Source organism: Ferrimonas senticii DSM 18821 (assembly GCF_000422665.1).
Classification (GTDB): Bacteria; Pseudomonadota; Gammaproteobacteria; order Enterobacterales; family Shewanellaceae; genus Ferrimonas; species Ferrimonas senticii.
In genome coordinates this window covers 1-23,118 of the sequence record NZ_AUGM01000012.1, presented here as the reverse complement: position 1 = coordinate 23,118, position 23,118 = coordinate 1, and the positions used below count along the sequence as shown (strand labels likewise).

Here is a 23,118-nt window from a genome sequence, read left to right as displayed (position 1 = left end):
AAGGAATTACAATGAGTTATAAGCAGCGTCGCCTGCCATGGTTGAAGAAGCAGGTGTTAGCAGGGATGTTAGCGGGCGCCAGCGTGTTGGCGGTTGCCGCCGATGCGCCACAGTACGCCGCCAACTTCAAAGGCACTGACATTCAGGAATTTATCAACATCGTTGGTAAGAACCTGAATAAGACCATCATCGTTGACCCGACTGTGCGCGGCAAAATCAACGTCCGCAGTTACGATCTGCTCAGTGAAGATCAGTACTACCAGTTCTTCCTCTCAGTGCTGCAGGTCTACGGCTACGCCGTGGTCGAGATGCCAGACAGCAACATCATCAAGGTGGTCAAGGATAAGGATTCCAAAGACGCCAACATCCGCGTTGCCGATGATCGTAACCCCGGCGCAGGCGATGAGATGGTGACCCGCATTGTGCCGCTGTACAACGTCGAGGCCAAACAATTGGCACCTTTGCTGCGGCAGCTGAACAACAACGCCGGTGGCGGTAACGTGGTTAACTACGATCCCTCCAACGTGCTGATGATCACCGGCCGCGCCGCCACCGTGAATAAACTGGTGGAGATCGTTAAACGGGTCGATCTGCAGGGCGATACCAAGGTGGAAGTGGTGCGGCTGCAATACGCCAGCGCCAGTGAGATGGTGCGGATCATTGATGCCCTGTACCGTGGTGCCGGTGGCCAAGCGGCGGCCGGTGCCGGCGGTGCACCGAAAGTGGTTGCCGATGAACGGACCAACTCGGTGGTGATCAGCGGTGACGAACGGGCTCGCAGCCGTGCCGCTGAATTGGTGCGCGATCTGGATCGCGACATGCAAAGCTCTGGCAACACCAAAGTGGTGTATCTGAAGTACGCCAAGGCAGAAGATCTGCAAACCGTGCTTTCTGGTTTTGCCGAAAGCTTGGAAAAAGAGGAAGCTGCCGGTCAGCCGAAAAGCCGTACCAGCGCCGCTGGCATCACCATCATGGCCCACGAAGATTCCAACGCCTTGGTGATCAACGCTCAGCCGGATCAAATTCAAACCCTAGAAAGTGTCATTCGTCAGCTCGATATCCGCCGCGCGCAGGTGCTGGTGGAAGCGATCATCGTTGAGGTGGCCGAAGGCGACGAAGTTGGTTTCGACGTCCAGTTTGGCTCCGAGTCCGGCGGTTTGGTGCAGTACAACTCCAGCTTCGGCACCACCATCGGCGAGATCGGCGCCGGTTTGTGGGATGCGCGCGATCAGCCGGGGAATACTATCGTTGATTCTGAGACCGGCCAGACCATCACTAATCCCGATACCGAAGGTGATATAAGCACCTTGGCGGCGGCACTGTCGAAAGTGAACGGCATGGCCTGGGGCGTGGCCTTTGGCGACTTTGGTGCGCTGATCCAAGCGGTGGCGGCGGATTCCAACTCCAACGTGTTGTCGGCGCCAAGCATCACCACCCTCGATAACCAAGAAGCCAGCTTTATCGTTGGTGATGAAGTGCCGGTGATCACCGGTTCCTCCACGGGTTCTTCGAACGACAACCCGTTTACCACGGTCGAGCGTAAAGAGGTTGGCATTAAGCTGACGGTGACCCCGCAGATCAACGAAGGCAATGCGGTTCAGCTGGAAATTGAACAAGAGGTTTCCAACGTCAATGGCCGTACTTCGGTCGATGTCACCTTTGGTAAGCGCACCCTGACCACCACGGTATTGGCGGATTCCGGCGAAACCGTAGTGCTTGGTGGTTTGCTCAGCGAAGATGTGCAGGAGTCGGTATCTAAGGTGCCACTGCTGGGCGACATTCCGTGGATCGGCAACATCTTCCGCTCGACTTCATCGAAGAAGACCAAGCGCAACCTGATGGTGTTCATTAAGCCGACCATCATCCGCGATGGTGCCACCATGAACGCGGTCTCTAGCCGCAAGTACAACTTCTTCCGTGGCGAGCAACTGAAACAGCGCGAAGATGGCATCAACCTGATGCCGTGGGAGCAAACCCCAGTGCTGGATGAGTGGGTGGCACCGGATGGCATGAGCCCAGAGATTATCGATCTGCTTAAACGCCACCAGTCCGGTCAAGGGATGGCGACACCACTGCGTGATGAAACCCAGTGGATGAAGGAAGCCGTTGCCGACGTCTCGGCCCAGAACGACAGTACCGGCGAGCTGAAAACCACCGAAGCCAACAGCGCGGAGCCAAAGGATGAGTGAACTCACTGATCTGGGCAGCGAGTTGGCGGAAAGCACCGACGCGGGTGAATTAGCGCCAGCGCCGCGCAGCAAGCTGCGGTTGCCGTTTGCCTTTGCCCGCCGTTCAGGGGTGATGATCGACGATCGCCTCGAACCGCCGCAGTTGTGCCACGTTGCCAGCGCCAGCTTAGACGCCTTGTTAGAAGCGCGCCGCTTTGCTGGCCAGCCGTTGCCACTGCAACTGCTGGAGCAAAACGCCTTTGAGCTGAAACTGACCGAGCTGTATCAGCAGGACTCCTCCGAAGCGCAGCAGCTGATGGAAGACATTGGCAAAGACGACGATCTGGCGTCGTTGGCGGATGAACTGCCGGAAACCGAAGATCTGCTGGATGCCGACGATGACGCGCCGATCATCCGTTTGATTAACGCCTTGTTGTCGGAATCGATCAAGCTCGGCGCTTCCGATATTCACGTGGAAACCTACGAAAAAGATTTGGTGGTGCGCTTCCGGGTCGATGGCGTGCTGCGAGAAGTGCTGAAGCAGCAGCGCCGCATCGCCAGTTTGCTGGTATCGCGGATTAAGGTGATGGCCAAGCTTGATATCGCCGAAAAGCGGGTGCCGCAAGACGGTCGTATTTCGCTGCGAATTGGTGGCCGCGCCGTTGATGTGCGGGTTTCTACCATGCCATCGTCTCGTGGCGAACGGGTGGTAATGCGTCTGCTGGATAAGAACCAATCGGTGCTTAATCTGGAACAGTTGGGGATGTCACCGTCGATCCGCGATCGCTACAACGTGCTGATCCGTCGTCCTCACGGCATTTTGCTGGTGACCGGCCCAACCGGCTCCGGTAAATCCACTACGTTGTACGCAGGTCTGACTGAGATCAACAGCCGCGATCGCAACATTCTGACCGTCGAAGATCCGATCGAATATGAGCTGGAAGGCATTGGTCAGACCCAAGTGAACACCAAGGTCGATATGACCTTTGCTCGCGGTTTGCGGGCGATCCTGCGTCAAGATCCGGATGTGGTGATGGTTGGTGAGATCCGTGATCTTGAAACCGGGCAGATCGCGGTGCAAGCCTCGCTCACCGGCCACTTGGTGATGTCGACCCTGCACACCAACACCGCTTCCGGCGCGGTAACTCGTCTGCAAGATATGGGGGTTGAACCGTTCTTGGTTTCCTCCTCTTTGCTGGGGGTGTTGGCGCAGCGCTTGGTGCGAACCCTATGTAACGACTGCAAGCAGCCATATCAAGCCAATGAGCGTGAACGGCAACTGCTGGAAGTGGGCGCCGATGACGCGGTTACGCTGTACAAGCCGTGCGGCTGCGAAAACTGCAACTTCAGCGGCTACAAAGGCCGTACCGGCATTCATGAACTGCTGGAAGTGGACGATCAAATTCGCGAGCTGATCCACAGCGGTCGCGGCGAACTGGCGATCGAAAAGTACCTGCGCAGCAACACTCCATCGATCCGCGAAGATGGCTTTAGCAAAGCCCTAGCGGGGCGCACCACCTTGGAAGAGGTGATGCGAGTGACCCGCGAGGAGTAACCAGTGGCGGCGTTTGAATATCAGGCCTTAAATGCCAAAGGTAAGCAGCTAAAAGGGGTGATCGAAGCCGACACCATGAAGCAGGCGCGGGCACAGCTGCGTGAGCAAAAGCTGATGCCGTTGGAGCTAAAACCGGCCGCCAAAGCCGAGCAGAGCGCCGCTAAGAACGGTGGCTTTAGCCTGTTTCAGCCGAAGATCAACGCCACCGCCTTGGCGCTGATCACCCGCCAGCTAGCCACCTTGGTGGCCGGTGGTTTGCCGCTGGAAGAGTGTATCAAGGCGGTGGCCGAGCAGAACGAACAGCCGCGCCTAAAAGGGATGCTGATGGCGGTGCGCGCCAAAGTGGTTGAAGGCTACAGTCTGGCGGAATCGATGGCGGAATTTCCGCGAATTTTCGATCAGCTGTTTGTGGCGATGGTGGCGGCTGGCGAAAAATCGGGTCACCTCGAAGTGGTGCTGGAGCGCTTGGCCGATTACACCGAATCGCGGCAAGAGCTGAACGCCAAGATGACCCAAGCGCTGGTGTATCCGATCATCTTAACCATCGTCGCCATCAGTGTGGTGGTCTACCTGCTTACCTCGGTAGTGCCCAAGGTAGTGTCACAGTTCGAGCATATGGGGCAGGCGCTGCCGGCGACCACTCAGCTGCTGATCGACATCTCCGAATTTCTGATGGCCTACGGCCTCTATATTGGTGCGGCGCTGGCGATCGGCTTGGTGCTGTTTCAACAGGGGCTGCGCAAGCCGGCGTTTAAGCTGAAATGGCACCAACTGCTGTTGAAGCTGCCAATGATTGGCAAGATCTCTCGCGGCCTTAATACCGCTCGTTTTGCCCGCACCTTAAGCACCTTAACCTCCTCTGGGGTGCCGATGTTGGAAGCGATGCGGATCGCCTCCGACGTGCTGCTTAACCTCAAGGTCAAAGCCTCGGTATCGGAAGCTGCTGCCAAGGTGCGCGAAGGTGCCTCACTGCGGGGGTCATTAGAGCAAACCAAGCTGTTTCCACCGATGATGCTGCACATGATCGCTTCCGGTGAAAAATCTGGTGAACTGGATAATATGCTGGCCCGCGCGGCGGACAACCAAGACCGAGAATTTGAATCGCTACTGACGGTAGCACTGGCGGTGCTGCAGCCTCTGATCGTGGTGATCATGGCTGGTATCGTCATGTTTATTGTGATCGCCATTTTGCAACCGATGTTGGCGCTCAACACCATGATTTAATTTGTGCTTAGTGCGTTAATCGCCAAGCGAGTAAGGAAGTAAACCGATGAAAAAGTCTATGAATGATCGCCGCCAACGCGGCTTTACCCTGCTGGAAGTGATGATGGTGTTGGTGATCATCGGGGTGTTGGCCTCGCTGGTGGCGCCAAACATCTTGGGCAACAAAGACCGCGCCAACCAACAGAAGGCGGTGGCGGATATCTCTGGCCTCGAAAACGCGCTACAGATGTACTATGCCCACAACAACATGATGCCGACCACCGAACAAGGTTTGGAAGCGCTGGTAAGCCGCCCATCCGGTTCGCCAGAGCCGCGCAACTACCAAGAGGGCGGTTACATTCAGCGTCTGCCAACCGATCCTTGGGGTAACGACTACGTGCTGCTAAGCCCAGGCGAAGTTGGCCGATACGATCTGTGTTCTGCTGGCCAAGATCTGCAGTTGGGCAGCGAAGACGATATCTGTAACCACAACCTGAATGACTTCCAGTAATGGCCTTTGGTCGCCGTCCAGCCTCGTATCAGCGAGGCTTCACCTTAATTGAGCTGCTGCTGGTGGTTACCCTGATTGGGGTGATGGCTGGCGCGGTGTCATTGGTGATGGGCGGCGACAAAACCCGCGAAGCGATGCTGGCACAAGGCAACGAGTTTGCGGTGGTGATCGGCACCGCCTTGGAAGAGGCGCAACTTACTGGCGAGCTAATGGGGGTGGTGGTCGAATCGGATCGCTACTTCTTTGCCCGCTGGAGTGTTGATAACAACCACTGGCAGACCGTCAGTGGTGATGACCGCCTGTATCGCGAGCGTAAATTGCCGAATACCCTGCAATTCGCCTTAAGCGTTGAGGGGTTACCGCTGGATCAAGATGAGGACGACGAGGAATCCGAGTTTGGCTTGGACCGATCGTTGTTTGCGCCGGATGAAGAGGAGTTGGCTAAACACCCAGAGCCGCAACTGCTGCTGTTCCCATCCGGCGAAATGACCGCGTTTAATCTGCAAATTTCCGCTACCGAGCGTGGCCGCGAATCGCTAGAACTGATCGGCGATGCCCTTGGTCGCAGTCGCTGGCTGCATCAGGAAACCGAGCAATGAAGCGGCTTCTTGGCGGTTTTACCCTGTTAGAGGTGATGGTGGCGTTGGCAGTGTTTGCTACCGCCGCGCTGGCATTGATCAACAGTGCGTCGATTCAACTGGGCAACGCGCCGCTGCTGACCGAACGTACCTTAGCTAATTACGTTGCTCACAACCGCTTGGTGGATCTGCAACTGGAAAACCCATTTCCAGAGCTGGGCAACAAGCAGGGCAATAGTGAGCTGGCCGAGCGTACCTGGTATTGGCAACAGCGGGTGGTCAAAGCCAGTGATGAACAGTTGCGGATGATCGAAGTGAAAGTGGCGCTCAATCGCAGCTTCGATAACGTGTTAGCGGAGGTGCAGACCTATGTCGCTAATCCGAACTAAGCGGGGCTCGACGCAGGCTGGTTTCACCCTGATTGAGATGCTGATGGCGATGGTGGTGTTTGCGATGCTGGCACTGTCTACCGCCGGCATTTTGCAGCAAACCATCCAATCCGATGAGATCAGTCGTGCTAGCCAGCAGCGGCTCAAAGCGTTGCAGCAAACCATCAACATGCTGGAACGGGACTTTGGCCAGATGGTCGCCCGTGGCAGTCGTGACGATTTTGGCGAGGTTGGCGAGCAGCTGTTTGAGTATGGCGACAACTACCTCGATTCCGACGCCCAAGGTATTCGTTTCTATCGCCTTGGCTGGCTTAATCCACAAGGGCGCTTGCCACGCGGTTCGTTGCAGCAGGTGATGTACCGTGTGCGCGACAACAAACTGGAGCGGCTTTACACCCTCTATCCGGATCCGGTCGAAGGCGAAGAGCCGATTGAGATGATGCTGCTGGATGGCGTCAGCGACTTAAAGTTTGCCTTTTATCTGGATGGCAGTTGGCAGACTCAAACCGATGCCCGCACCTTTCCACAGGCGCTTGCGGTGGAGCTGGAGCTGGATGATCTTGGCACCATCCGCCGCCATATTTTGCTGGCTGATGGTCCCGCTGGCACTGATGCCACCGACAACGTCGACAGTGGCGGCGATGGCAATGATCCTGACGGTGGCAATGGGGATAACGGCGGTCAGAACGGTGGCGCGGCGGAGGGGCAATCATGAAGCGCCAAGCTGGGGTCGCGCTGCTGACGGTACTGCTGGTGTTAAGCATTATGGTGACCATTGCTGCGGGCATGACCAACCGCAGTTATTTAAGCCTGCGCCGCACCGTTAACCTCAATCATCAAGAGCAGGCCTATTGGTACGCGATGTCTTCTGAAGCCTTGGCCAAACGGGTGTTAAAGCAGGACTTTGCAGACGCCGATGGTACTACCCATCTGCAGCAGTTTTGGGCGACCGCCGATGTGGTTTATCCGGTGGATTACGGCACCATTGGCGGCACCATCAGCGATCTGCGCAGCTGTTTTAACGTAAATGCCTTATCGCAAGGGCTGACTGACGAAGAACGCCAGCAAGATCCCTATCAGCAGCCGTTGCCAGCCAAGCAGTTGATTGCGATGTTAGAGGCCTACGAAATCGACAGCTACACCGCCGAACTGGTGGCGGATCGGCTGCGGGATTTTGTCGACAGCGATAACGACGGCAGTGGCAGCTATGGCGCCGAATCACCGGAGTATCAGGCTCGCCCATTTCCCTACCAAGCGCCGAATCAGCTGATGCAGCATCACAGTGAACTGCGGGCGGTGCTCGGCGCTTCGGCGACGCTGTATCAGTTTTTGCAAGATCGGATCTGCGCCATTCCTGGTGAAGACAGTCAACTGCTGAATGTGAACACCCTCGATCCGCAGTATCCGCAGCTGTTAGTGGGGATGCTGGAGGGGCGCCTTAGCAATGAAGAGGCGCAGGATGTGCTTAATGCTCGACCGGCGGATGGCTGGGAAAGCAGCGAGGATTTCTGGGCCGAAGGACCACTGCAGCGCTTAAGCGATCTATCCAGTAAAACCAAATCCACCTTGGTGGTGGACAGTAACTATTTCCGGCTGCGTGGTGGCGCCCAAAGCGATACCGCGGTGTTTCGATTAGAAAGTATTTTTCGGCGGGGTGACGGCGACAAACTGACCGTCATCAGTCGCCAATTTGGAGGCCAACAGTGAGCGAACGCTTGGTGGTACGACTGGGCAGCAGCGCCCAGCAACCGATCCCATGGGTGACTTGGTCGGAGCAACAGCAGGGCGTGATCAGCTCTGGGGTGTTGCCCAATGCACAGGCGCTGGCCAGTCTGAAAGAGCGTGCCGGTGGTCGTCCGGTCGAGGTACTCGTGGATGCCAGTGCCATCCGTTTCTGCAGCGTAACGCTGCCGGCCAAAGCGGCACGACAGGCGCTGAAGGCGTTGCCGTTTATGCTGGAAGAGCAGCTGGCGGATGATGTTGAGCAGCTGCATTTTGTCACTGGCGCTCGTCAAGGCGGGCAGCAACCAGTGGCGGTGGTCGCTCACCATCAGTTGCAGCAGTGGCTGGCATGGCTTAGTGAAGCCGAGCTGCCCTGTACCCGCATGGTGCCAGATATTTTGGCGCTGCCGTTGGTCGAGGATACCCAGTTGTCACTGTTGCAGTTGGAGTCGCAGTTGTTGTTGCGACGTGGGCCGCTGGCCGGCGAAGTGATCGAGGCCGATTGGCTGCCACTTATTGCCAGCGCCAGTGCCGCAGACAGCCGTCCATGGGCGCTGTTTTCACCGCTGCCGCTGCCAGAGGGAGTGAGCTCGTTGGAACAGCCGCTGGAGTTGCCGATGCAGCAGCTGGCGGCGGGCTTTAGCAAAGCGCCAATCAGCTTGCTCACTGGGGCTTATGCGCCAGCCAAAGGGGTTAGCAAGAGTCTGCAGGTGTGGGCCAAGGTTGGCATTGCCGCCTCGGTGCTGGCGGTGTTGTCGTTGCTGCACAGTGGGTTGCAGATCAATCAACTGCAGCAGCAGCGGGCCGAATTGCGGGCCGAGCAGGAGCGGATCTACCGCAGTCTGTTCCCCAACGAAAAACGGATCGTCAATCCTCGCAGTCAGCTGCAAGCCAAAGTTCGCGGGCTTGGCGGCGGTGATAATGGCGAGCTATTTGCGATGCTGGCGCAGTTGCAGCCAAGCTTTGCTGCCAGTCCAGAGATCAAACCGCAGGGGCTTAAGTTCGACGCCAGCCGCAGCGAGATCCGCCTGCAGTTAAGCGGTAAAGATTTTGCGCAGATCGAGCAATTCAGCAACGCCATCAAGGCCAATTTTGAGGTCCAGACTGGGGCGCTCAATAACGAAGATAACGGCGTCAGTGGCACCCTAACTGTGAGGGCAAAGTGATGAATGGTCTAATCCAACAACTGCAGCAGCAGTGGCTTGACCGCAGCGAGCAAGAGCGGCGGCTGATGAGTATCGCCGCGCCACTGCTGTTGCTGGCGATCCTTTACTACGGCATCTGGCAACCGGTACAAGAGGCACTGCAATTGGCGCAGCGGCAGGTGCAGGCGGAAACTACCGCGTTGGCACAGGTAAAACAAAATGCCATTCGCTACGTCAGTAACAGCGGCGCCAGCAAAGGCGCGAGCGCCGCTGGCAGTTTAAGCCAGATTGTTAATCGTACTGCGCAGGGCAACCGCATTGAGATTGAACGGATGCAACCGCAGGGCGATAAGTTGCAACTGACCTTGGCGGATGTGCAATTTACCCAGCTGCTGACTTGGCTCAACGAAGTCAGCGCCCAAGGGGTGCAGATCAGCGCGTTGGATATCAGCAACACCGATAAATCCGGCATGGTGCAGGTGCGCCGGCTGCAGCTAGCTAAGCTGTAACGAGGTAGTTAAGTGAAACGAGCGGTAATCTATGGCATCAGCGGTCTGCTGTTTTTCCTACTGTGTTTGCTGGTGACCGCACCGGCGGCTTGGCTGTGGCAGCTGTTACCAAATAAACCGAAACAGGTGCAAGTCAGCGAGATCAGCGGCTCGCTGTGGCAGGGGCGCATTGGCTACCTGAAAATTGCAGGGCGGGAACTGGAACAGATCACTTGGCAACTGCATCCAAGCGCGTTGTTGACCGGTAAATTAAGCGCCAGCGTCAGCGTCGACGGCGCGTTGGTGCAGGGCAAGGGCGATGTCGGTTATGGCTTTAGCGGCGCCGAGGCCGAGGGTTTGCGCTTGCAGGCGCCACTCACTTGGCTGGTGGGCAATCAACGGCTGCCGTTTCGTACCAAACTGGCGGGCAGCGTTACTCTCAATGCGCGAACCTTCAGTCAAGGCGGTCCATGGTGCTCGCAGCTGCAGGGGCGGTTATTGGTCAATGGCTTAGATGTAAATAATCAGTTCGGCGCTTATCCATTGGGGGACATCGCCGCCAACCTGCGTTGCGATAATGGCGAACTGGTGGTTGATGTTGATGGCAGCGAAAACCGCATCGGTGTCGCCGGCGAGCTGCGCCTGCAAGCCGATGCGCAGGTGCAAGTGGCCGCTACCATTACTGAAACCGCTGAGCAGCCAGAAAGTTTGCGCCAAGCGCTGCCATTTCTTGGTAAAGCCAATGCCGCTGGCGTTTACCCGTTGAACTACAACGGCCGCATTCCGGGGTTATAACCGCAATTTCAGCAGAGACACTGATGACCACTAAGCCAAAAATTCTTGCTACCAGAGTGGCCGCCGCCAGTCGCTTGTTCACCATCGAAGAGGTTGATCTGCGCTTTAGCAATGGCGAGTTGCGCACCTATGAACGGATGCGTGGCGGCAGCCGTGGGGCGGTGATGGTGGTAGCGATGCTGGATCATAAACAGATGCTATTGGTGCGGGAATATGGCGCCGGAACTGACAGTTATGAACTAGGCTTCCCGAAAGGATTGATTGATCCCGGCGAAACCGCCGCTGAGGCCGCCAACCGCGAACTGCAAGAGGAGGTTGGCTACGCCGCAGGGCAACTTACGCCATTGAAGGAAGTGTCCCTTGCGCCAGGCTACTTTGCCAGCAAGATGACCATCTTTTTGGCCCAGCAACTGCGGCCAAGTCGTTTACCAGGCGATGAGCCAGAACCACTGCAAGTGGTGCCTTGGTCTATTGATGCGGTTGATGACTTATTGGACCAGTGCGATTTTTCCGAGTCTCGATCCATTACGGCCTTGTTTTTGGCTCGTAAGCATTTGAAACTGGATAAATCCTAGCTGTAGTAAGGTGGTGTGGTGTGAGTCGCCTGCAATCCTTAATCGAACCGGTCATTGCCATTGCCCAGCAAGCCGGTGACAAGATCCGCGAGATCTACCTCAATGGTCAGTATCAACAGTTGACCAAAACCGATAATACCCCGGTAACCAGTGCCGATCTGGCCGCACATCAATTGATTCTGCAAAGTCTTGCCTCGCTAACGCCGGATCTGCCGATTCTGTCGGAAGAGGACGCCGAAATCCCCTTTGCCGATCGTTGTCAGTGGCAACAGTACTGGTTGATTGACCCCCTTGATGGTACCCAAGAGTTTATCGCTGGCAGTGGCGATTTTGCGGTCAACATCGCCTTGATCGACCACGGGGTGCCGGTGCTGGGGGTGATCTACGCGCCGATGAGCGAGATCTGTTATTTCGCCCATCGCGGCGGTGGCGCCTTTAAACGCCACAATGGCATCAATTTGGCTATTCATAGCCGCAAGGTACAAGCGGATCAGCCGCTACGCATTGCGGTATCACGGCGCCAGCAGCGACAGCGGATCTTAGAGCGGTTAAGTCAGCAGTGGCGTTACGATTTGATCCCCTATGGCAGTGCGTCGCTGAAAAGCTGCATGGTGGCGGAGGGGCTGGCGGATTGCTATCTGCGTTTGGGACCAACCGGCGAATGGGATACCGGTGCCTCCCAGTGCATTGTCGCTGAGGCCGGTGGCATGATTGTCGATACCTGCTATCAGCCGCTGAGTTACAACGAACGTGAAAGCCTAGAGAATCCCAACTACATGGTGCTGGGATCGCAGCAGTTGCCGTGGCGCGAGATCCTGCCGCCACAACCTTAAGCTCTGAAAACACTCAGGCCGCTATCTTAGCGGCCTGAGTTGTTTCTACCCGTTAACTCGCTTAGCGCGATCGTCCAAGTATTGATGCAGTGCCTGCCAATTGCCTTGGAACTCAATCACGCCATTGAATTTGCTCTGTTGATAGCGGTACATCGGATCGTAGTAATCCAGCAACATGGTTTCGATCCAGATGCGGTGGCCATCCAGTGAGCCTTGTTGTTGTTGCGCCAGCGCTTGCAGCATTTGCTGGCGCAACTGGTTGTAGCGTAGCGAGCCTAAGCGCTTTTGCACTCGTTCGAGACTGCCGAGCAGATACTCGCTGAAGCCTTGCCAACCGAGCTCTTCGCCATCACGGGCGCTGTACGCGGCCAAGCGTTCGCAGACGTAATCTTTCAGGGTTTGCTCGACCCGTTCCTCGGTGGTGCGCTCTAAGATCACTTGCGGCGCCTGCTGCATCTGATTGAACAGTTCCAGCGGCACCGACTCGCGGCCAATCAGCCGACTTTCATCTTCCAGCAGCAGTTGCTTGGTTTTGAGCTGATTGCGGATCATTGCCATCGCCAATTGGTTTTCAAAATCGATCTGCGCCGGTTGTGGGGTTAACATCCGACCAAAACTGGAACCGCGATGGTTGGCTAGCCCTTCTAGATCGACACTGTCTTGGCGCTGATTAAGAAAATCGGTTTTGCCACTACCAGTCATGGCGGTCAGCACCACCAACGAACTGTCGCTGGCGATCTGCTCGGTTTGCTCAATTAAGAACTGCCGCACCGCCTTATAGCCGCCTTCGATGTAGGGGCGATCATAACCAGCTTGCTTGAGCCAGCCTTGGCTGATCTGACTGCGCATGCCACCACGAAAACAGCACAGCACCGTTTCTGGTTGGGCGCTAACCTGATCGACCCACGCTTGCACCCGTGCCGCTTTGACGTCGCCACCAACCAATTGGTGACCCAGCTTCACCGCTTCATCTTGGCCTTTGTGCTTGTAGCAGTGGCCGACCTTGGCGCGTTCGACATCGGTCATCAGTGGCAGATTACGGCCACCAGGCAGGGTGCCTTTGTTGAATTCAATTGGCGCCCGCAGATCGATGATCGGCGTGTTGCTAAGCAGCAAGGAAAGGTAGTCGGACGGAGCAATGGTATTTGGCATGGGGGTTCTTCAACAAAAAACGCGGCCGAGAAAGTCGACCGCGCTTATGGTAGTGCGCTCATCACCAAAAACAATGGCGACAATCACAGGACGGCCGCCAAAGGTTGGTTGCTTATGCCATCGCATGCAGTTGCTGGCGTAGTTGCAGCCACTGCTGACGTTGCAATTCCAGCGCTTGTTTCAGTTCGCGCAGCTGCTGTTTGGCACTGCGATCCAGCCGTCGTTTGTTGGCTTGCAGCAGTCGCTGCTTCTGTTGGTAGTAGGCCTGCAAGCGCACCGCCAGCTGTTCATATTCCTGCTCTAGCCGTGCCAGCAGTTCGGCCGCATGTTGCTGACCATCGAACTGCAATTGGCTGCGACGCAGTTGCATCGTCAGCCGCGCTTTTTCGATCCGCTCTTGCGGGGTGCGCCGTAGGCCACTGGCCAGACGCAACTGATAAGCGAGTTGGATCAGCCATTTGGTTGGATCGAACTGCCACCAACGTACGCCATTGCGGTAGTCGTATTCAAAGCTGTGGTGAAAGTTGTGGTAACCCTCGCCGAAGGTCAGCAGCGCCAACAGGCCATTATCGCGGGAGCTGTGGGCATCACTGTAGGGCTGACTGCCCCAGATGTGCGCCAGTGAGTTGATAAAAAAGGTGCCGTGATGCACCAGTACCACTCGTAGGAAGCCGGCGATCAGCAAGCCGCCCCAGAGATCGCCAGCCAACCACCCCAATGCCAACGGCAACCCGAGGTTAGTGGCACCGGCCAGCAGCAGGTAGTGGCGGTGCTGAAATTGGACGATGGGGTTTTTATGCAGATCGCGGACGTTTTTGGTGTCGGCATCACTGATGCCATGATCCCGCAATAGCCAGCCGATGTGGCTGTACCAAAAGCCGTTACCGGCGCTGTAAGGATCGCGGTCGTTGTTATCGACGTGCTTATGGTGGGTACGATGATCACTGCACCAGTGCAAGATGGTGTTTTGCATCGCCATCGCGCCACCAATGGCCAGTAGCCATTGCAGAGCGGGGTGAGCTTGCCAAGCGCGATGGGCCCACAAGCGGTGATAGCCGGCGGTAATCGACAGGCCACTCCAGGCCCACAGCAGCAGGGCCGCCAGCCACACGCCCCAGCCGACGGAATGGCTGTAGAGATACCAAGGAACCACCGTTACGGTGACGGCGAGGGTGCCAAACAGCACCAGATTATTAATCCAAATAAGCGGTTTTTGTTTGTTCATCCGTGATAATACTTTCGGCGTACATCTGTTCGCCATTGTGGCTGTTTGTCAGTAATTTGCAAGTCGACTAAGGATCAATCATCACGCTGAATGGCAGCATCGAGTGCCAGCATTATTGCGAGCTGACATCGCTCGGATGGCGGCGAAACCGTCACAAAAGCGCAACAGAAGTGCGCCGCTGGGCTGCAATAACCTGCTGATAGCGCTACTATCATCCAGTTTTCAGATTAGGTGGTATCCAATGGGGATCCGAGCACAACAAAAAGAAAAGACTCGCCGCGCCTTGGTGGATGCGGCCTTTAATCAGCTTAGCAGCGAGCGCAGTTTCTCTAGTTTGAGCTTGCGCGAAGTGGCGCGCGAAGCGGGCATTGCCCCAACGTCGTTCTATCGCCACTTTAAAGATATGGAAGAGCTTGGCCTAACCATGGTCGACGAAGGCGGATTGACTCTGCGTCAGTTGATGCGCAAAGGGCGGCAGCGGGCAGAGCAGGGCGGCAGCATTATCTCCGCCTCGATCCAGATCTTTATGGAGTTCGTGGACGAGCATCCAAACGTGTTTCGCTTATTGCTGCGTGAGCGCAGTGGCACCTCGGCGGCATTTCGGGCGGCGGTAAATCGCGAGATTCGCCACTTTACCGACGAACTGACCGACTACGTGATGCAGCGCTCTAACGTCGATCAAAAGCTGGCTTACGCCCAAGCAGAAGCGATGGTGGTGTTGGTGTTTGCCTCGGGTTCGGAAGCGCTGGATATGAATCGCAAAGAGCGCAAGTTGCTGACCGAGCGACTTATCTTACAGGTGGCAATGCTGTCGGTGGGCGGGGAGACGCTGCCAACCAGTAAACGTTTCGCGCAAAAATTGCAGCCAATGTAAGGTTGCAGCGATGCCACAACGCCCCAGAGATCGGCCGCGATCACTGGGGCGTTTTGCTTTTTGGCTGGTTGACGCTGATCTTCACTACGCTTGCTGTAATGCCAATTCACCTAAATATCTGATCACTATTGCTGGTTAGCACTTGTTGCAAAATCGGGCCTCACTCGGCGTTACTCAACTTACTGGTAGAGCCACTAGCAGCGGCGTTGAGTGCCTTGATTGAGACGATTTCCCCTTCGCAATAGATAGACCATTTACTTAAGTGAATTGGTATAAAGTCTGGTTTATAGTGCTCGCCACTATGCTGTATTAAAAATACAACTTATGTTGAATATTGAAGATCCCCGTAAGATTGATACTACTCCGGCGCTGTTGCGACTGGGCTTTCGGCCATTTTTCTTGCTGGCGGCGGTGTGGGCATTGATCGCTATCCCGCTGTGGCTGACGGCGTGGTTTTATCCGCAGTACGCGCCCTTCAATCAGCAGTTTTTTGCCACAGTGGTGCCGTTGTGGTGGCACCCGCATGAGATGCTGTTTGGCTTTGCGATGGCGGTGGTTGCCGGTTTTCTGCTGACTGCCTCGAAAAACTGGACCAATCAACCGGCATTAACCGGCGCGAAGTTGGCGGCGGTGGTTGGCCTGTGGGCGGGGGCACGGCTGACGTTGTTATTGCCGCTACCATTGTGGGTTCCGGCGTCATTGGATGTGGCGTTTCTGCTGGTGGTGGCGGGTAAGTTGGCGCAGGTGATGCTGCGGGTACGGCAGTGGCGCAATATCGTCTTCCCCATCCTGTTGGTGGTAGCAGCGGCAGTGAATCTGCTGAGCTACTGGGCGCTGGCCAATCACAACTTATCGTTAAGTTTGCAGATCTGGCTGGGGATGATCTGGTGGTTGGCGCTGCTGATCACCATCATGGGTGGGCGGGTGATCCCATTCTTCACTGCTGCACGGCTGCAATTGCAGCGTAAGCCCGATCTGCCATGGGTCGAGTGGACGTTACCGCCACTGTTGCTGTTGCTGCTGATCAATGCGGTATGGCCGTTTATGAGCTTGCCAGTCAAAGGGTTGGTGTTGTTGACAGCAGGCGTACTGCAACTGATCCGTTGCAGCCGCTGGTATCCGCTGAAAACCCGCAAAGAGCCGCTGCTGTGGTCGCTGCATCTGAGTTATTGGTTGCTGCCTGTGACGCTGATTCTCATGGCCTATCATGTTGGCGATCCGCTGTTGGAACGGCAGCTATTGCACCTGTTTGCCATCGGCACCATGGCCAGCATCTGTCTGTCGATGATCAGTCGGGTGTCGTTGGGTCATACCGGCCGTAATATCTACGACGGGCCAAATATGGCACCGGCGTTCTTAGCGCTGGCGGCAGCCTCGTTAGTGCGGGCGGTACTGCCGCTGTTGTCGCCGGCCAACACCACCGGCTGGTTGTGGACTGCGGCGACCTTGTGGTGTTTGGCGTTTGCTTGGTTTGTGTGGCACTACTGGCGGTTATTGGCCTCACCGCGGATTGATGGTCGCTCTGGCTAATAAAATCGCTGGATTTTTCGTTGTGAAGCGCTAGCATCGGCAGCAGATTAATTAGGAAACTTGGCATGCGACAGTTGATCCAACGACTGCCACTGATGATGACGCTGCTGATGGTATTGCTGCTGGGCAATACCACGACGCTGCTCAGCCAAGATTTACTGCAAGCACCGCAATCGGTATTGGCCGGTCACGACAGTCGTCCCGATCTGTCGTTGGATGCGACCTTATCGCAACTGGCCAGCCCCCGCGGGCCGCAATCCGAACAAAAGTTAAAACCGAAACTGCCCAACAGTTGGCCGCTGGTGTTGATGACTATCGCCATGCTGTTGGCGTTGGTGCGACTGCCGGTGTTGCTGCCGCGCCGTTATCTGTTGAGCCCCAGCCATCGACTCGCCGGTTGGCAAGAGTCAAACCTCCAATATCGGTTTATTCACAGCCGCTGATCTCCCGCTATCGCCATAAACAACCCTTTTTTGTTGGTCGATAGATGGAGTCTCCATGTTCGAAACTATTCAGCAGGTTCTGATCGCCTTATGGGATCAGGACGTTGCGGTGCTGCTCGCTCCGGGCAGTGCCAGCTTGATCTACCTAATTATTACCCTTTTCATCTGGCTCGAAAGCGCCTTCCTGCCGGCGGCGCCGCTGCCCTGTGACAGCGTTGTGGTGCTGTCAGGCACTCTGGCAGCCCTTGGGGTGTTGGAACCGTTTCTGATTGCGCCGCTACTGGTGATTGCCGCTGCTACTGGCAGTGCTCTGGCATTTCTGCAAGGACGGTGGCTGCAGCGGTTGCCGGTGGTGCAGCGTTGGTTGGCCAAGGTGTCGCCGCAGTCGATGCAGCGGGTCGATAGCCTGCTTGAGCATCACGGTTTGCTGGCTCTGTTTTGCGCTCGCTTTATTCCCGGTGCCCGCTCGCTTACGCCAATGATGATGGGCGCTCGCTTGCAGAGTCAGAGCCAGTTTCAGTGGTTCGCGTGGCTAAGCGCGCTGTTGTGGGTGTGCCTATTGGCCGGATTAGGTTTTTTGCTGCCATTACTGCCAGAGCCGATTAGCCGCGTCATCACCATGGCGTTGATGCTGGCACCGATGCTGACCTTGTTGTTGGCGTTGCTGGCTGCCGCTTGGCTGCGCTATCGGCGTTTGGCGATGCGCCGTGTCGCAGGGGAGGCTTAAGATGACTAATTCCCGTAAGCGTGCTGGCAATCCAGCCACCTTAAACCGCATCAGCCGCTGGCAGTCGGCGCTGTTGCTGCTGATGCTACTGACCTTGCTGCTGCAAGCGATCCCCAGTTTTTACGGCGACATGCCGGCGTTAGGAGTGCATGCCAAGCGTGACCAGTTGGTCAGCTTAGCCGAGGTGGAGCAACTGCTTGAGCAGCAACAACTGCCCGCGACTTCGCTCACCCAGAACGATGAACAATTGGTGCTGACCTTTGCCGATATTGAGGCGCAACAACAGGCGAAAAAACTATTAACCCAGACGCTGGCGGATCAAGCCGAAATCACCGTTCAGTATCAATCCGCGGCACCGGCATGGTTTAGCAAGATTGGTGCAGAGCCGGTGAAGTTGGGCTTGGACTTGCGTGGCGGGGTGCAACTGCTGCTGTATGTCGATCTGGATGCGGTCTATGGCAAATACACCGATGCGATGGTCAATGAACTGCGCAGTGAGTTCCGTAAGCAGCGCCTTCGCGGGGTGACGGTGCGGGCGCTGTCGTCGACGCAACTGGCACTGAGCGGTCAGCCACAACAGCGACAAGCGTTGCTGGATAGCGTGTTGGCCAAGTATCCCAACCAATGGCAGCAACAGCAGCAAGATGGCCGTACCTTACTGAGCTTGAGTGAAACCGAACTGCTGGCACAGACTCAGTCGGCAATGACGCAAAACATCGCCATTTTGCGCAACCGCATCGGCGAGCTGGGGATTGTTGAGGCCAGTGTGCAACGTCAAGGTCGCGAGCACATTCGCATCGAGCTGCCCGGGGTACATGACCCTAAACAAGCGAAAAGCGTTATTGGCGCCACCGCCTCGCTGGCCTTTTATGAAGCCAGCAGCAGTGGCTCGATGGTGCTGCAAGATCGCTACGGTAATCCGGTACGGATGATGCGCCAGCCGGTGTTGTCCGGCGATCACATTGTCGATGCCCGCAGCAGCATGGGCGAGATGGGGCAGCCGCAGGTTGAGGTGCGCTTGGATGGCATCGGTGCTGAGCAGATGCTGGACTTCAGTCGCCAGCATATCGGTCAGCCAATGGCGACGGTATACACCGAGTATCAACTGGGAGCGAACGATCAGCTGCGACCTCAGGATTCGGTGATCAACGTTGCCACCATCAACAGTGCTCTGGCGAATGCCTTTGTGATCACTGGCCTCGACAGTGCCGCTGAGGCGCAGGAGCTGGCGTTGCTGCTGCGCTCTGGTGCTTTGACCGCGCCGATTCAGATTGTTGAAGAGCGGGCGATTGGCCCGACTTTGGGGGCGCAGAATATCGAAGCGGGGATCAGTGCCTTGGCGCTGGGTATGGCTGGCATGGCGCTGTTTATGATGCTGTGGTATCGCCGCTTTGGTTGGGTGGCGATTGTCGCTCTGGCCGCCAACTTAGTGATGCAGATCGGTTTGCTGGTGCTGTTGCCTGGGGCGGTGCTGACGCTGCCGGGGATCGCCGGTTTAGTGCTGACCGTGGGGATGGCGGTGGATACCAACGTGCTGATCTTCGAGCGGATCCGCGACCGCCTGCGACAGGGGGCATCGTTAGCCGTGGCCATCGACTTTGGCTATCGCTCGGCCTTTACCACCATCTTTGATGCCAACATCACCACCTTGATCTCAGCGCTGTGCCTGTATGGCATTGGTTCGGGGCCGCTACAGGGCTTCGCGACCACGCTGATCCTAGGTCTGCTGTCGAGCATGATCTGTGGGATCTGGGGGACTCGCGCCATCATTAATCCGCTGTGGGGTCGTGACTCCCGCCGAGCACTGAAGATTTAACGGAGTGTTGATCATGAAATCATTAACTCAGATCCGCTATGGCGGTTTATTCGGCTCGTTGCTGTTGGTGCTGCTGAGCCTGCTGGCCATTTGGCATTATGGTTTGGCACTGAGCATCGATTTTACCGGTGGTACGGTTATCGAGGTCAGTATGGCCACCTTGGCCAGCGCCACCGAACTGCAAGGGCTGCTCAGTGGCCAGTTGGCGCAACTGCTGACCCTAAAAGCCGGCAGCGAACCGGGCAGTTGGCAACTGTTATTGCCTGCAGGTGCGGCGCTGTCAGATCCGCATCAAGTAGTCGCGCTATTAAGTCAGCAACTGGGGTTGCCGGTACAGCTGCTGCAGGCGACGGTGATTGGCCCGCAAGTGGGCGAAGAGCTGTATAACCAAGGTGGTTTGGCGTTGCTGGCGGCGTCATTGTCGATCATGGTTTATCTGGCGCTGCGGTTTGAATGGCGCTTGGCGTTGGCGGCCATCGCCTCGCTGCTGCACGACACCATTTTGACTTTGGGACTACTGGCGGTACTGGGGGTTAAACTCGACCTGAATGTGATTGCCGGTATGCTGGCGGTGATTGGCTATTCGTTGAATGATTCGATCGTGATTGCCGATCGCCTCCGCGAAGTACTTAAAGCACGGCCGAATGACAGCATCTACGCCAGCACCGATCTGGCGGTGGCGGCGACTTTCTCCCGCACCTTGATCACCGCTGGTACCACCCTGTTTACCATCGGCTGCTTGCTGTTGCTTGGTGGGGAAGCGCTGTATGGCTTTTCGATCACCCTGTTTGCCGGCGTAGTCACCGGTACCTGGTCATCGGTCACCATCGCCTCGACGGTGCAGGAGTTGCTGGGCTTAAGCCCAGAACACTACCAGCCACCAGTAGAACTGATTGACGATCTGCCGTAACCGCAAAACAACAATCCCGCCATTTGGCGGGATTGTATTATGTGGCTTGGCGTTACTTACGCTCTAGCAGTACACCGGCTTCCATGTGGTGGGTGTATGGGAACTGATCAAACAGGGCCAGGCGAGTAATGTTGTGGGTCTCGCCAAGGGTCTTGAGGTTGTCCAGCAGCGTCTCTGGGTTACAAGAGATGTATAGGATCCGCTCGTAAGCCTGCACCATCTTTTCAGTTTCTGAGTCCAGACCGGCACGCGGTGGATCAACGAAGATGGTATTGCAGTTAAAGGCTTTCAGATCGATGCCTTTCAGACGAGTGAACTCACGTACGCCGTTCATCGCGTCGGTAAAGTCTTCGGCCGACATGCGGATGATGGTGACGTTATCGATCTGGTTCTTGGCGATGTTGTGTTGCGCCGCATCCACCGATGGCTTAGCCAGTTCGGTCGCCAGTACGCGTTCAAAGTTATCCGCCAACGCCAATGAGAAGTTGCCGTTACCGCAGTACAGCTCTAACAGGTCACCTTGGCTGCCACGGGTTACGTCGACTGCCCACTCCAGCATCTGCTCGGCTACTTTGCCGTTTGGCTGGGTAAAGCTGTTTTCCACCTGACGGTAGTGCAGCGGTTTGCCGTGCACGTGCAGTACTTCATCAACGTAGTCGCGATCCAGTACTACCTTCTGCTTGCGGGCGCGGCCGATAAAGCTGACGTGCTCGCCCCATTGGCTGCGCAGTTGGTTGATCTCATCTTGCCACTTTTGATCCAACTGACGATGGTAGATCAGACTGATCACCAGCTCGCCACTTAAAGTAGAGAGGAAGTCGACTTGGAATAGCTTAAAGCGCAGGGTTGGATTGGGGATCAACGCTTCGCGCAGTTTCAGCATGTACTCGTTGATCAGCGCGCTGGCTGGCAGGAACTGGGTTACCGCAATACGCTTTTGCTCAACTTGATCGAACATGACGTAGTTCAGATCATCGCCGTCGTGCCAAATGCGGAACTCAGCACGCATCCGGTAGTGTTGTGGCTCAGAGCGAAACACCTCCAGCTCAGGAGTTTGGTAGTCGGCAAAAAGCTGACGCATCTGGTCGCATTTGGCCGCCAGTTGCGCGTCATAGTGTTTGGGATCAAGGGCTGACAGATCCATAGGGTCTCCAAGCGGATGGTGTTGCAAAGGGGGCAAATTCTAACCAGCGGTGCGCACAAGTCCAGAATTGTTGGTGGCAAACCGCGGCTGTGTGAGAATTGCGCCGTTAATCGTTCTGTTATTCATTCTATCTATATAGGTGCTCATGAGCTCAATCTTGCTATTTGATTCTGGCGTTGGTGGTCTATCGGTGCAGCAGCATATTGCTGCGGTGTTGCCGCAGGCGTGTCTCCATTACTTAGCAGATAATGGCCGCTTCCCTTACGGCGAGCTGCCAGAGCAAGAGTTGATCGATGGCTGCGTCAGCTTGATCGAAGCCTTTGTTGCTCAGCACCCGATTGATTTGGTGGTGGTCGCCTGCAATAGCGCCAGTACCTTAGTGTTAGCCCCACTGCGCCAGCGCTTATCGATTCCGGTTGTCGGGGTGGTGCCGGCCGTTAAACCGGCGGCACAAATCAGCCGCACTAAAACCATCGCCTTGTTAGCGACCCCAGGCACCGTTCGTCGCAGTTACACCGATAATTTGATTAACGACTTTGCCGCTGACTGTCAGGTCTTGCGCTTAGGCAGCAGTGAACTGGTGATGATGGCTGAGGCCAAACTCTCCGGCGCGCCGGTGGATATGGCACGGCTAAGCCGGGTATTGGCGCCGTTACAGCAGCCGCAAGTCGACACCGTGATCTTGGGCTGCACCCATTTCCCACTATTAACTGATGAGATCGCCGAGGTAATGGGTCCTAAGGTGCAGTTAGTGGACTCCGGAGCGGCGATTGCTAGACGAGTATTAGCACTGCTGGCGAATAATTCAGCAAAGAACAATCAGGCCGCCGGCTTTTATTTCACCGGGGCTGAACCCAATACTTCGTTAATAACGGCATTAGCTCGCTTTGGCTTTAATTCAGTGCAGCGTTTTTGCGCGTAACTTGCTGCAATTTTTAGCGGTTTGATTAGTTTTGTTGAATTAATCGACGCTTGGTAATTTATTTACGAAATAGCCTTGCGCTAATTCAACGGCTCCCTATAATGCGCCTCCATCGACGGGGCACAGCGGTAACGCGGTTGGTCACGGTTGATAAGGCAGCAGCCACTAAGAAAACTTTCAAAATAAGTCCTTGACTTCGGAAGTTAACTTAATAAAATGGCGCTCCTCTTTAAGAGTTGAAGCGAAGTGCTCAAAACTTAAAGAAAACCGGAAAGTAAGAAAGTTTGAAATTCTGCTTGACGGTGAAAAATAGGAAGCGTAAGATTCGCGTCCTGTCTCGAACGAGACAAGCTCTTTAAAAATTAGTCAGACAATCTGTGTGGGCACTCACGTGGAACGAGAAATCATCATTT

The 23,118-nt window shown here is 56.0% G+C and carries 23 protein-coding genes; 20 read left to right on the top strand and 3 right to left on the bottom strand.

What is annotated here, in order from left to right; all coding sequences use genetic code 11:
- The first annotated feature begins 11 nt into the window (after positions 1 to 11).
- Genes gspD through cysQ form a run of 13 tightly spaced genes read left to right on the top strand, consistent with a single transcriptional unit; the run spans position 12 to position 11,962 of the window.
- On the top strand, positions 12 to 2,189 hold the full coding sequence (gene gspD, locus G506_RS19310) for a type II secretion system secretin GspD (protein ID WP_051202014.1): 2,178 nt from the start codon (positions 12 to 14) through the stop codon (positions 2,187 to 2,189).
- Positions 2,182 to 3,723 (top strand): type II secretion system ATPase GspE, encoded by a 1,542-nt coding sequence (gspE, locus tag G506_RS0108690; protein ID WP_028116524.1) that lies wholly within the window; start codon positions 2,182 to 2,184, stop codon positions 3,721 to 3,723. The genes gspD and gspE overlap by 8 nt, the downstream gene beginning before the upstream one ends.
- A 3-nt stretch (positions 3,724 to 3,726) precedes the next feature.
- Positions 3,727 to 4,947 carry a type II secretion system inner membrane protein GspF gene (gene gspF, locus G506_RS0108685; protein ID WP_028116523.1) on the top strand — a complete coding sequence of 407 codons (1,221 nt, stop codon included), beginning with the start codon at positions 3,727 to 3,729 and terminating at the stop codon, positions 4,945 to 4,947.
- 46 nt (positions 4,948 to 4,993) lie between these two features.
- Positions 4,994 to 5,437, top strand: coding sequence for a type II secretion system major pseudopilin GspG (gene gspG, locus G506_RS0108680; RefSeq protein ID WP_276197524.1), 444 nt, complete (start codon positions 4,994 to 4,996; stop codon positions 5,435 to 5,437).
- Positions 5,437 to 6,036, top strand: a complete 600-nt coding sequence (gspH, locus tag G506_RS0108675; RefSeq protein WP_028116521.1) for a type II secretion system minor pseudopilin GspH — start codon at positions 5,437 to 5,439, stop codon at positions 6,034 to 6,036. The genes gspG and gspH overlap by 1 nt, the downstream gene beginning before the upstream one ends.
- Positions 6,033 to 6,404, top strand: a complete 372-nt coding sequence (gspI, locus tag G506_RS0108670; protein WP_028116520.1) for a type II secretion system minor pseudopilin GspI — start codon at positions 6,033 to 6,035, stop codon at positions 6,402 to 6,404. Before gspH ends, gspI begins: the two co-directional genes overlap by 4 nt.
- On the top strand, positions 6,385 to 7,119 hold the full coding sequence (gspJ, locus tag G506_RS19305; RefSeq protein ID WP_035387190.1) for a type II secretion system minor pseudopilin GspJ: 735 nt from the start codon (positions 6,385 to 6,387) through the stop codon (positions 7,117 to 7,119). The genes gspI and gspJ overlap by 20 nt, the downstream gene beginning before the upstream one ends.
- Entirely contained in the window at positions 7,116 to 8,111 is a 996-nt protein-coding gene (gene gspK, locus G506_RS0108660) for a type II secretion system minor pseudopilin GspK (protein ID WP_028116519.1), read from the top strand. Before gspJ ends, gspK begins: the two co-directional genes overlap by 4 nt.
- The gene (gspL, locus tag G506_RS0108655; RefSeq protein WP_028116518.1) at positions 8,108 to 9,292 is read left to right on the top strand and encodes a type II secretion system protein GspL; all 1,185 of its coding nucleotides are present in this window, start codon (positions 8,108 to 8,110) and stop codon (positions 9,290 to 9,292) included. Before gspK ends, gspL begins: the two co-directional genes overlap by 4 nt.
- Positions 9,292 to 9,780: a type II secretion system protein M gene (locus tag G506_RS0108650; RefSeq protein WP_051202012.1), complete on the top strand. Its 489-nt coding sequence runs from the start codon at positions 9,292 to 9,294 to the stop codon at positions 9,778 to 9,780. The genes gspL and G506_RS0108650 overlap by 1 nt, the downstream gene beginning before the upstream one ends.
- Positions 9,781 to 9,792: 12 nt before the next feature.
- Positions 9,793 to 10,554: a type II secretion system protein N gene (locus G506_RS0108645; protein WP_028116516.1), complete on the top strand. Its 762-nt coding sequence runs from the start codon at positions 9,793 to 9,795 to the stop codon at positions 10,552 to 10,554.
- Between the two features lie 23 nt (positions 10,555 to 10,577).
- Positions 10,578 to 11,129, top strand: coding sequence for an ADP compounds hydrolase NudE (nudE, locus tag G506_RS0108640; protein WP_035387189.1), 552 nt, complete (start codon positions 10,578 to 10,580; stop codon positions 11,127 to 11,129).
- A gap of 20 nt (positions 11,130 to 11,149) precedes the next feature.
- Positions 11,150 to 11,962 (top strand): 3'(2'),5'-bisphosphate nucleotidase CysQ, encoded by an 813-nt coding sequence (gene cysQ, locus G506_RS0108635; RefSeq protein WP_028116514.1) that lies wholly within the window; start codon positions 11,150 to 11,152, stop codon positions 11,960 to 11,962.
- 45 nt (positions 11,963 to 12,007) lie between these two features.
- On the opposite strand, the gene mnmH is transcribed toward cysQ, so the two are convergent.
- Both mnmH and G506_RS0108625 read right to left on the bottom strand, forming a co-directional pair.
- On the bottom strand, positions 12,008 to 13,114 hold the full coding sequence (mnmH, locus tag G506_RS0108630) for a tRNA 2-selenouridine(34) synthase MnmH (protein ID WP_028116513.1): 1,107 nt from the start codon (positions 13,112 to 13,114) through the stop codon (positions 12,008 to 12,010).
- 112 nt (positions 13,115 to 13,226) lie between these two features.
- Entirely contained in the window at positions 13,227 to 14,339 is a 1,113-nt protein-coding gene (locus tag G506_RS0108625; protein WP_028116512.1) for a fatty acid desaturase, read from the bottom strand.
- Positions 14,340 to 14,580: 241 nt separating this feature from the next.
- Between G506_RS0108625 and fabR the strand changes: the two genes are divergently transcribed.
- The 6 genes from fabR (at position 14,581) to secF (ending at position 20,639) form a co-directional block, all read left to right on the top strand.
- Positions 14,581 to 15,213 carry an HTH-type transcriptional repressor FabR gene (fabR, locus tag G506_RS0108620; RefSeq protein WP_028116511.1) on the top strand — a complete coding sequence of 211 codons (633 nt, stop codon included), beginning with the start codon at positions 14,581 to 14,583 and terminating at the stop codon, positions 15,211 to 15,213.
- A gap of 324 nt (positions 15,214 to 15,537) precedes the next feature.
- Entirely contained in the window at positions 15,538 to 16,743 is a 1,206-nt protein-coding gene (locus G506_RS0108615) for an NnrS family protein (protein ID WP_028116510.1), read from the top strand.
- A gap of 65 nt (positions 16,744 to 16,808) precedes the next feature.
- Positions 16,809 to 17,186, top strand: a complete 378-nt coding sequence (locus tag G506_RS19300) for a hypothetical protein (RefSeq protein WP_035387199.1) — start codon at positions 16,809 to 16,811, stop codon at positions 17,184 to 17,186.
- 55 nt (positions 17,187 to 17,241) lie between these two features.
- Positions 17,242 to 17,913 (top strand): DedA family protein, encoded by a 672-nt coding sequence (locus tag G506_RS0108605; protein WP_028116509.1) that lies wholly within the window; start codon positions 17,242 to 17,244, stop codon positions 17,911 to 17,913.
- A 1-nt stretch (position 17,914) separates the two neighbouring features.
- Positions 17,915 to 19,729, top strand: coding sequence for a protein translocase subunit SecD (gene secD / locus G506_RS0108600; RefSeq protein ID WP_051202011.1), 1,815 nt, complete (start codon positions 17,915 to 17,917; stop codon positions 19,727 to 19,729).
- A gap of 13 nt (positions 19,730 to 19,742) precedes the next feature.
- On the top strand, positions 19,743 to 20,639 hold the full coding sequence (gene secF / locus G506_RS0108595) for a protein translocase subunit SecF (RefSeq protein WP_035387188.1): 897 nt from the start codon (positions 19,743 to 19,745) through the stop codon (positions 20,637 to 20,639).
- Between the two features lie 52 nt (positions 20,640 to 20,691).
- Here the strand turns inward: secF and trmA are convergent, their stop codons facing one another.
- Positions 20,692 to 21,783: a tRNA (uridine(54)-C5)-methyltransferase TrmA gene (gene trmA / locus G506_RS0108590; RefSeq protein ID WP_028116506.1), complete on the bottom strand. Its 1,092-nt coding sequence runs from the start codon at positions 21,781 to 21,783 to the stop codon at positions 20,692 to 20,694.
- A 145-nt stretch (positions 21,784 to 21,928) separates the two neighbouring features.
- On the opposite strand from trmA, the gene murI reads away from it, so the two are divergent.
- Positions 21,929 to 22,705, top strand: coding sequence for a glutamate racemase (gene murI / locus G506_RS0108585; protein WP_028116505.1), 777 nt, complete (start codon positions 21,929 to 21,931; stop codon positions 22,703 to 22,705).
- Positions 22,706 to 23,118 lie beyond the last annotated feature (413 nt).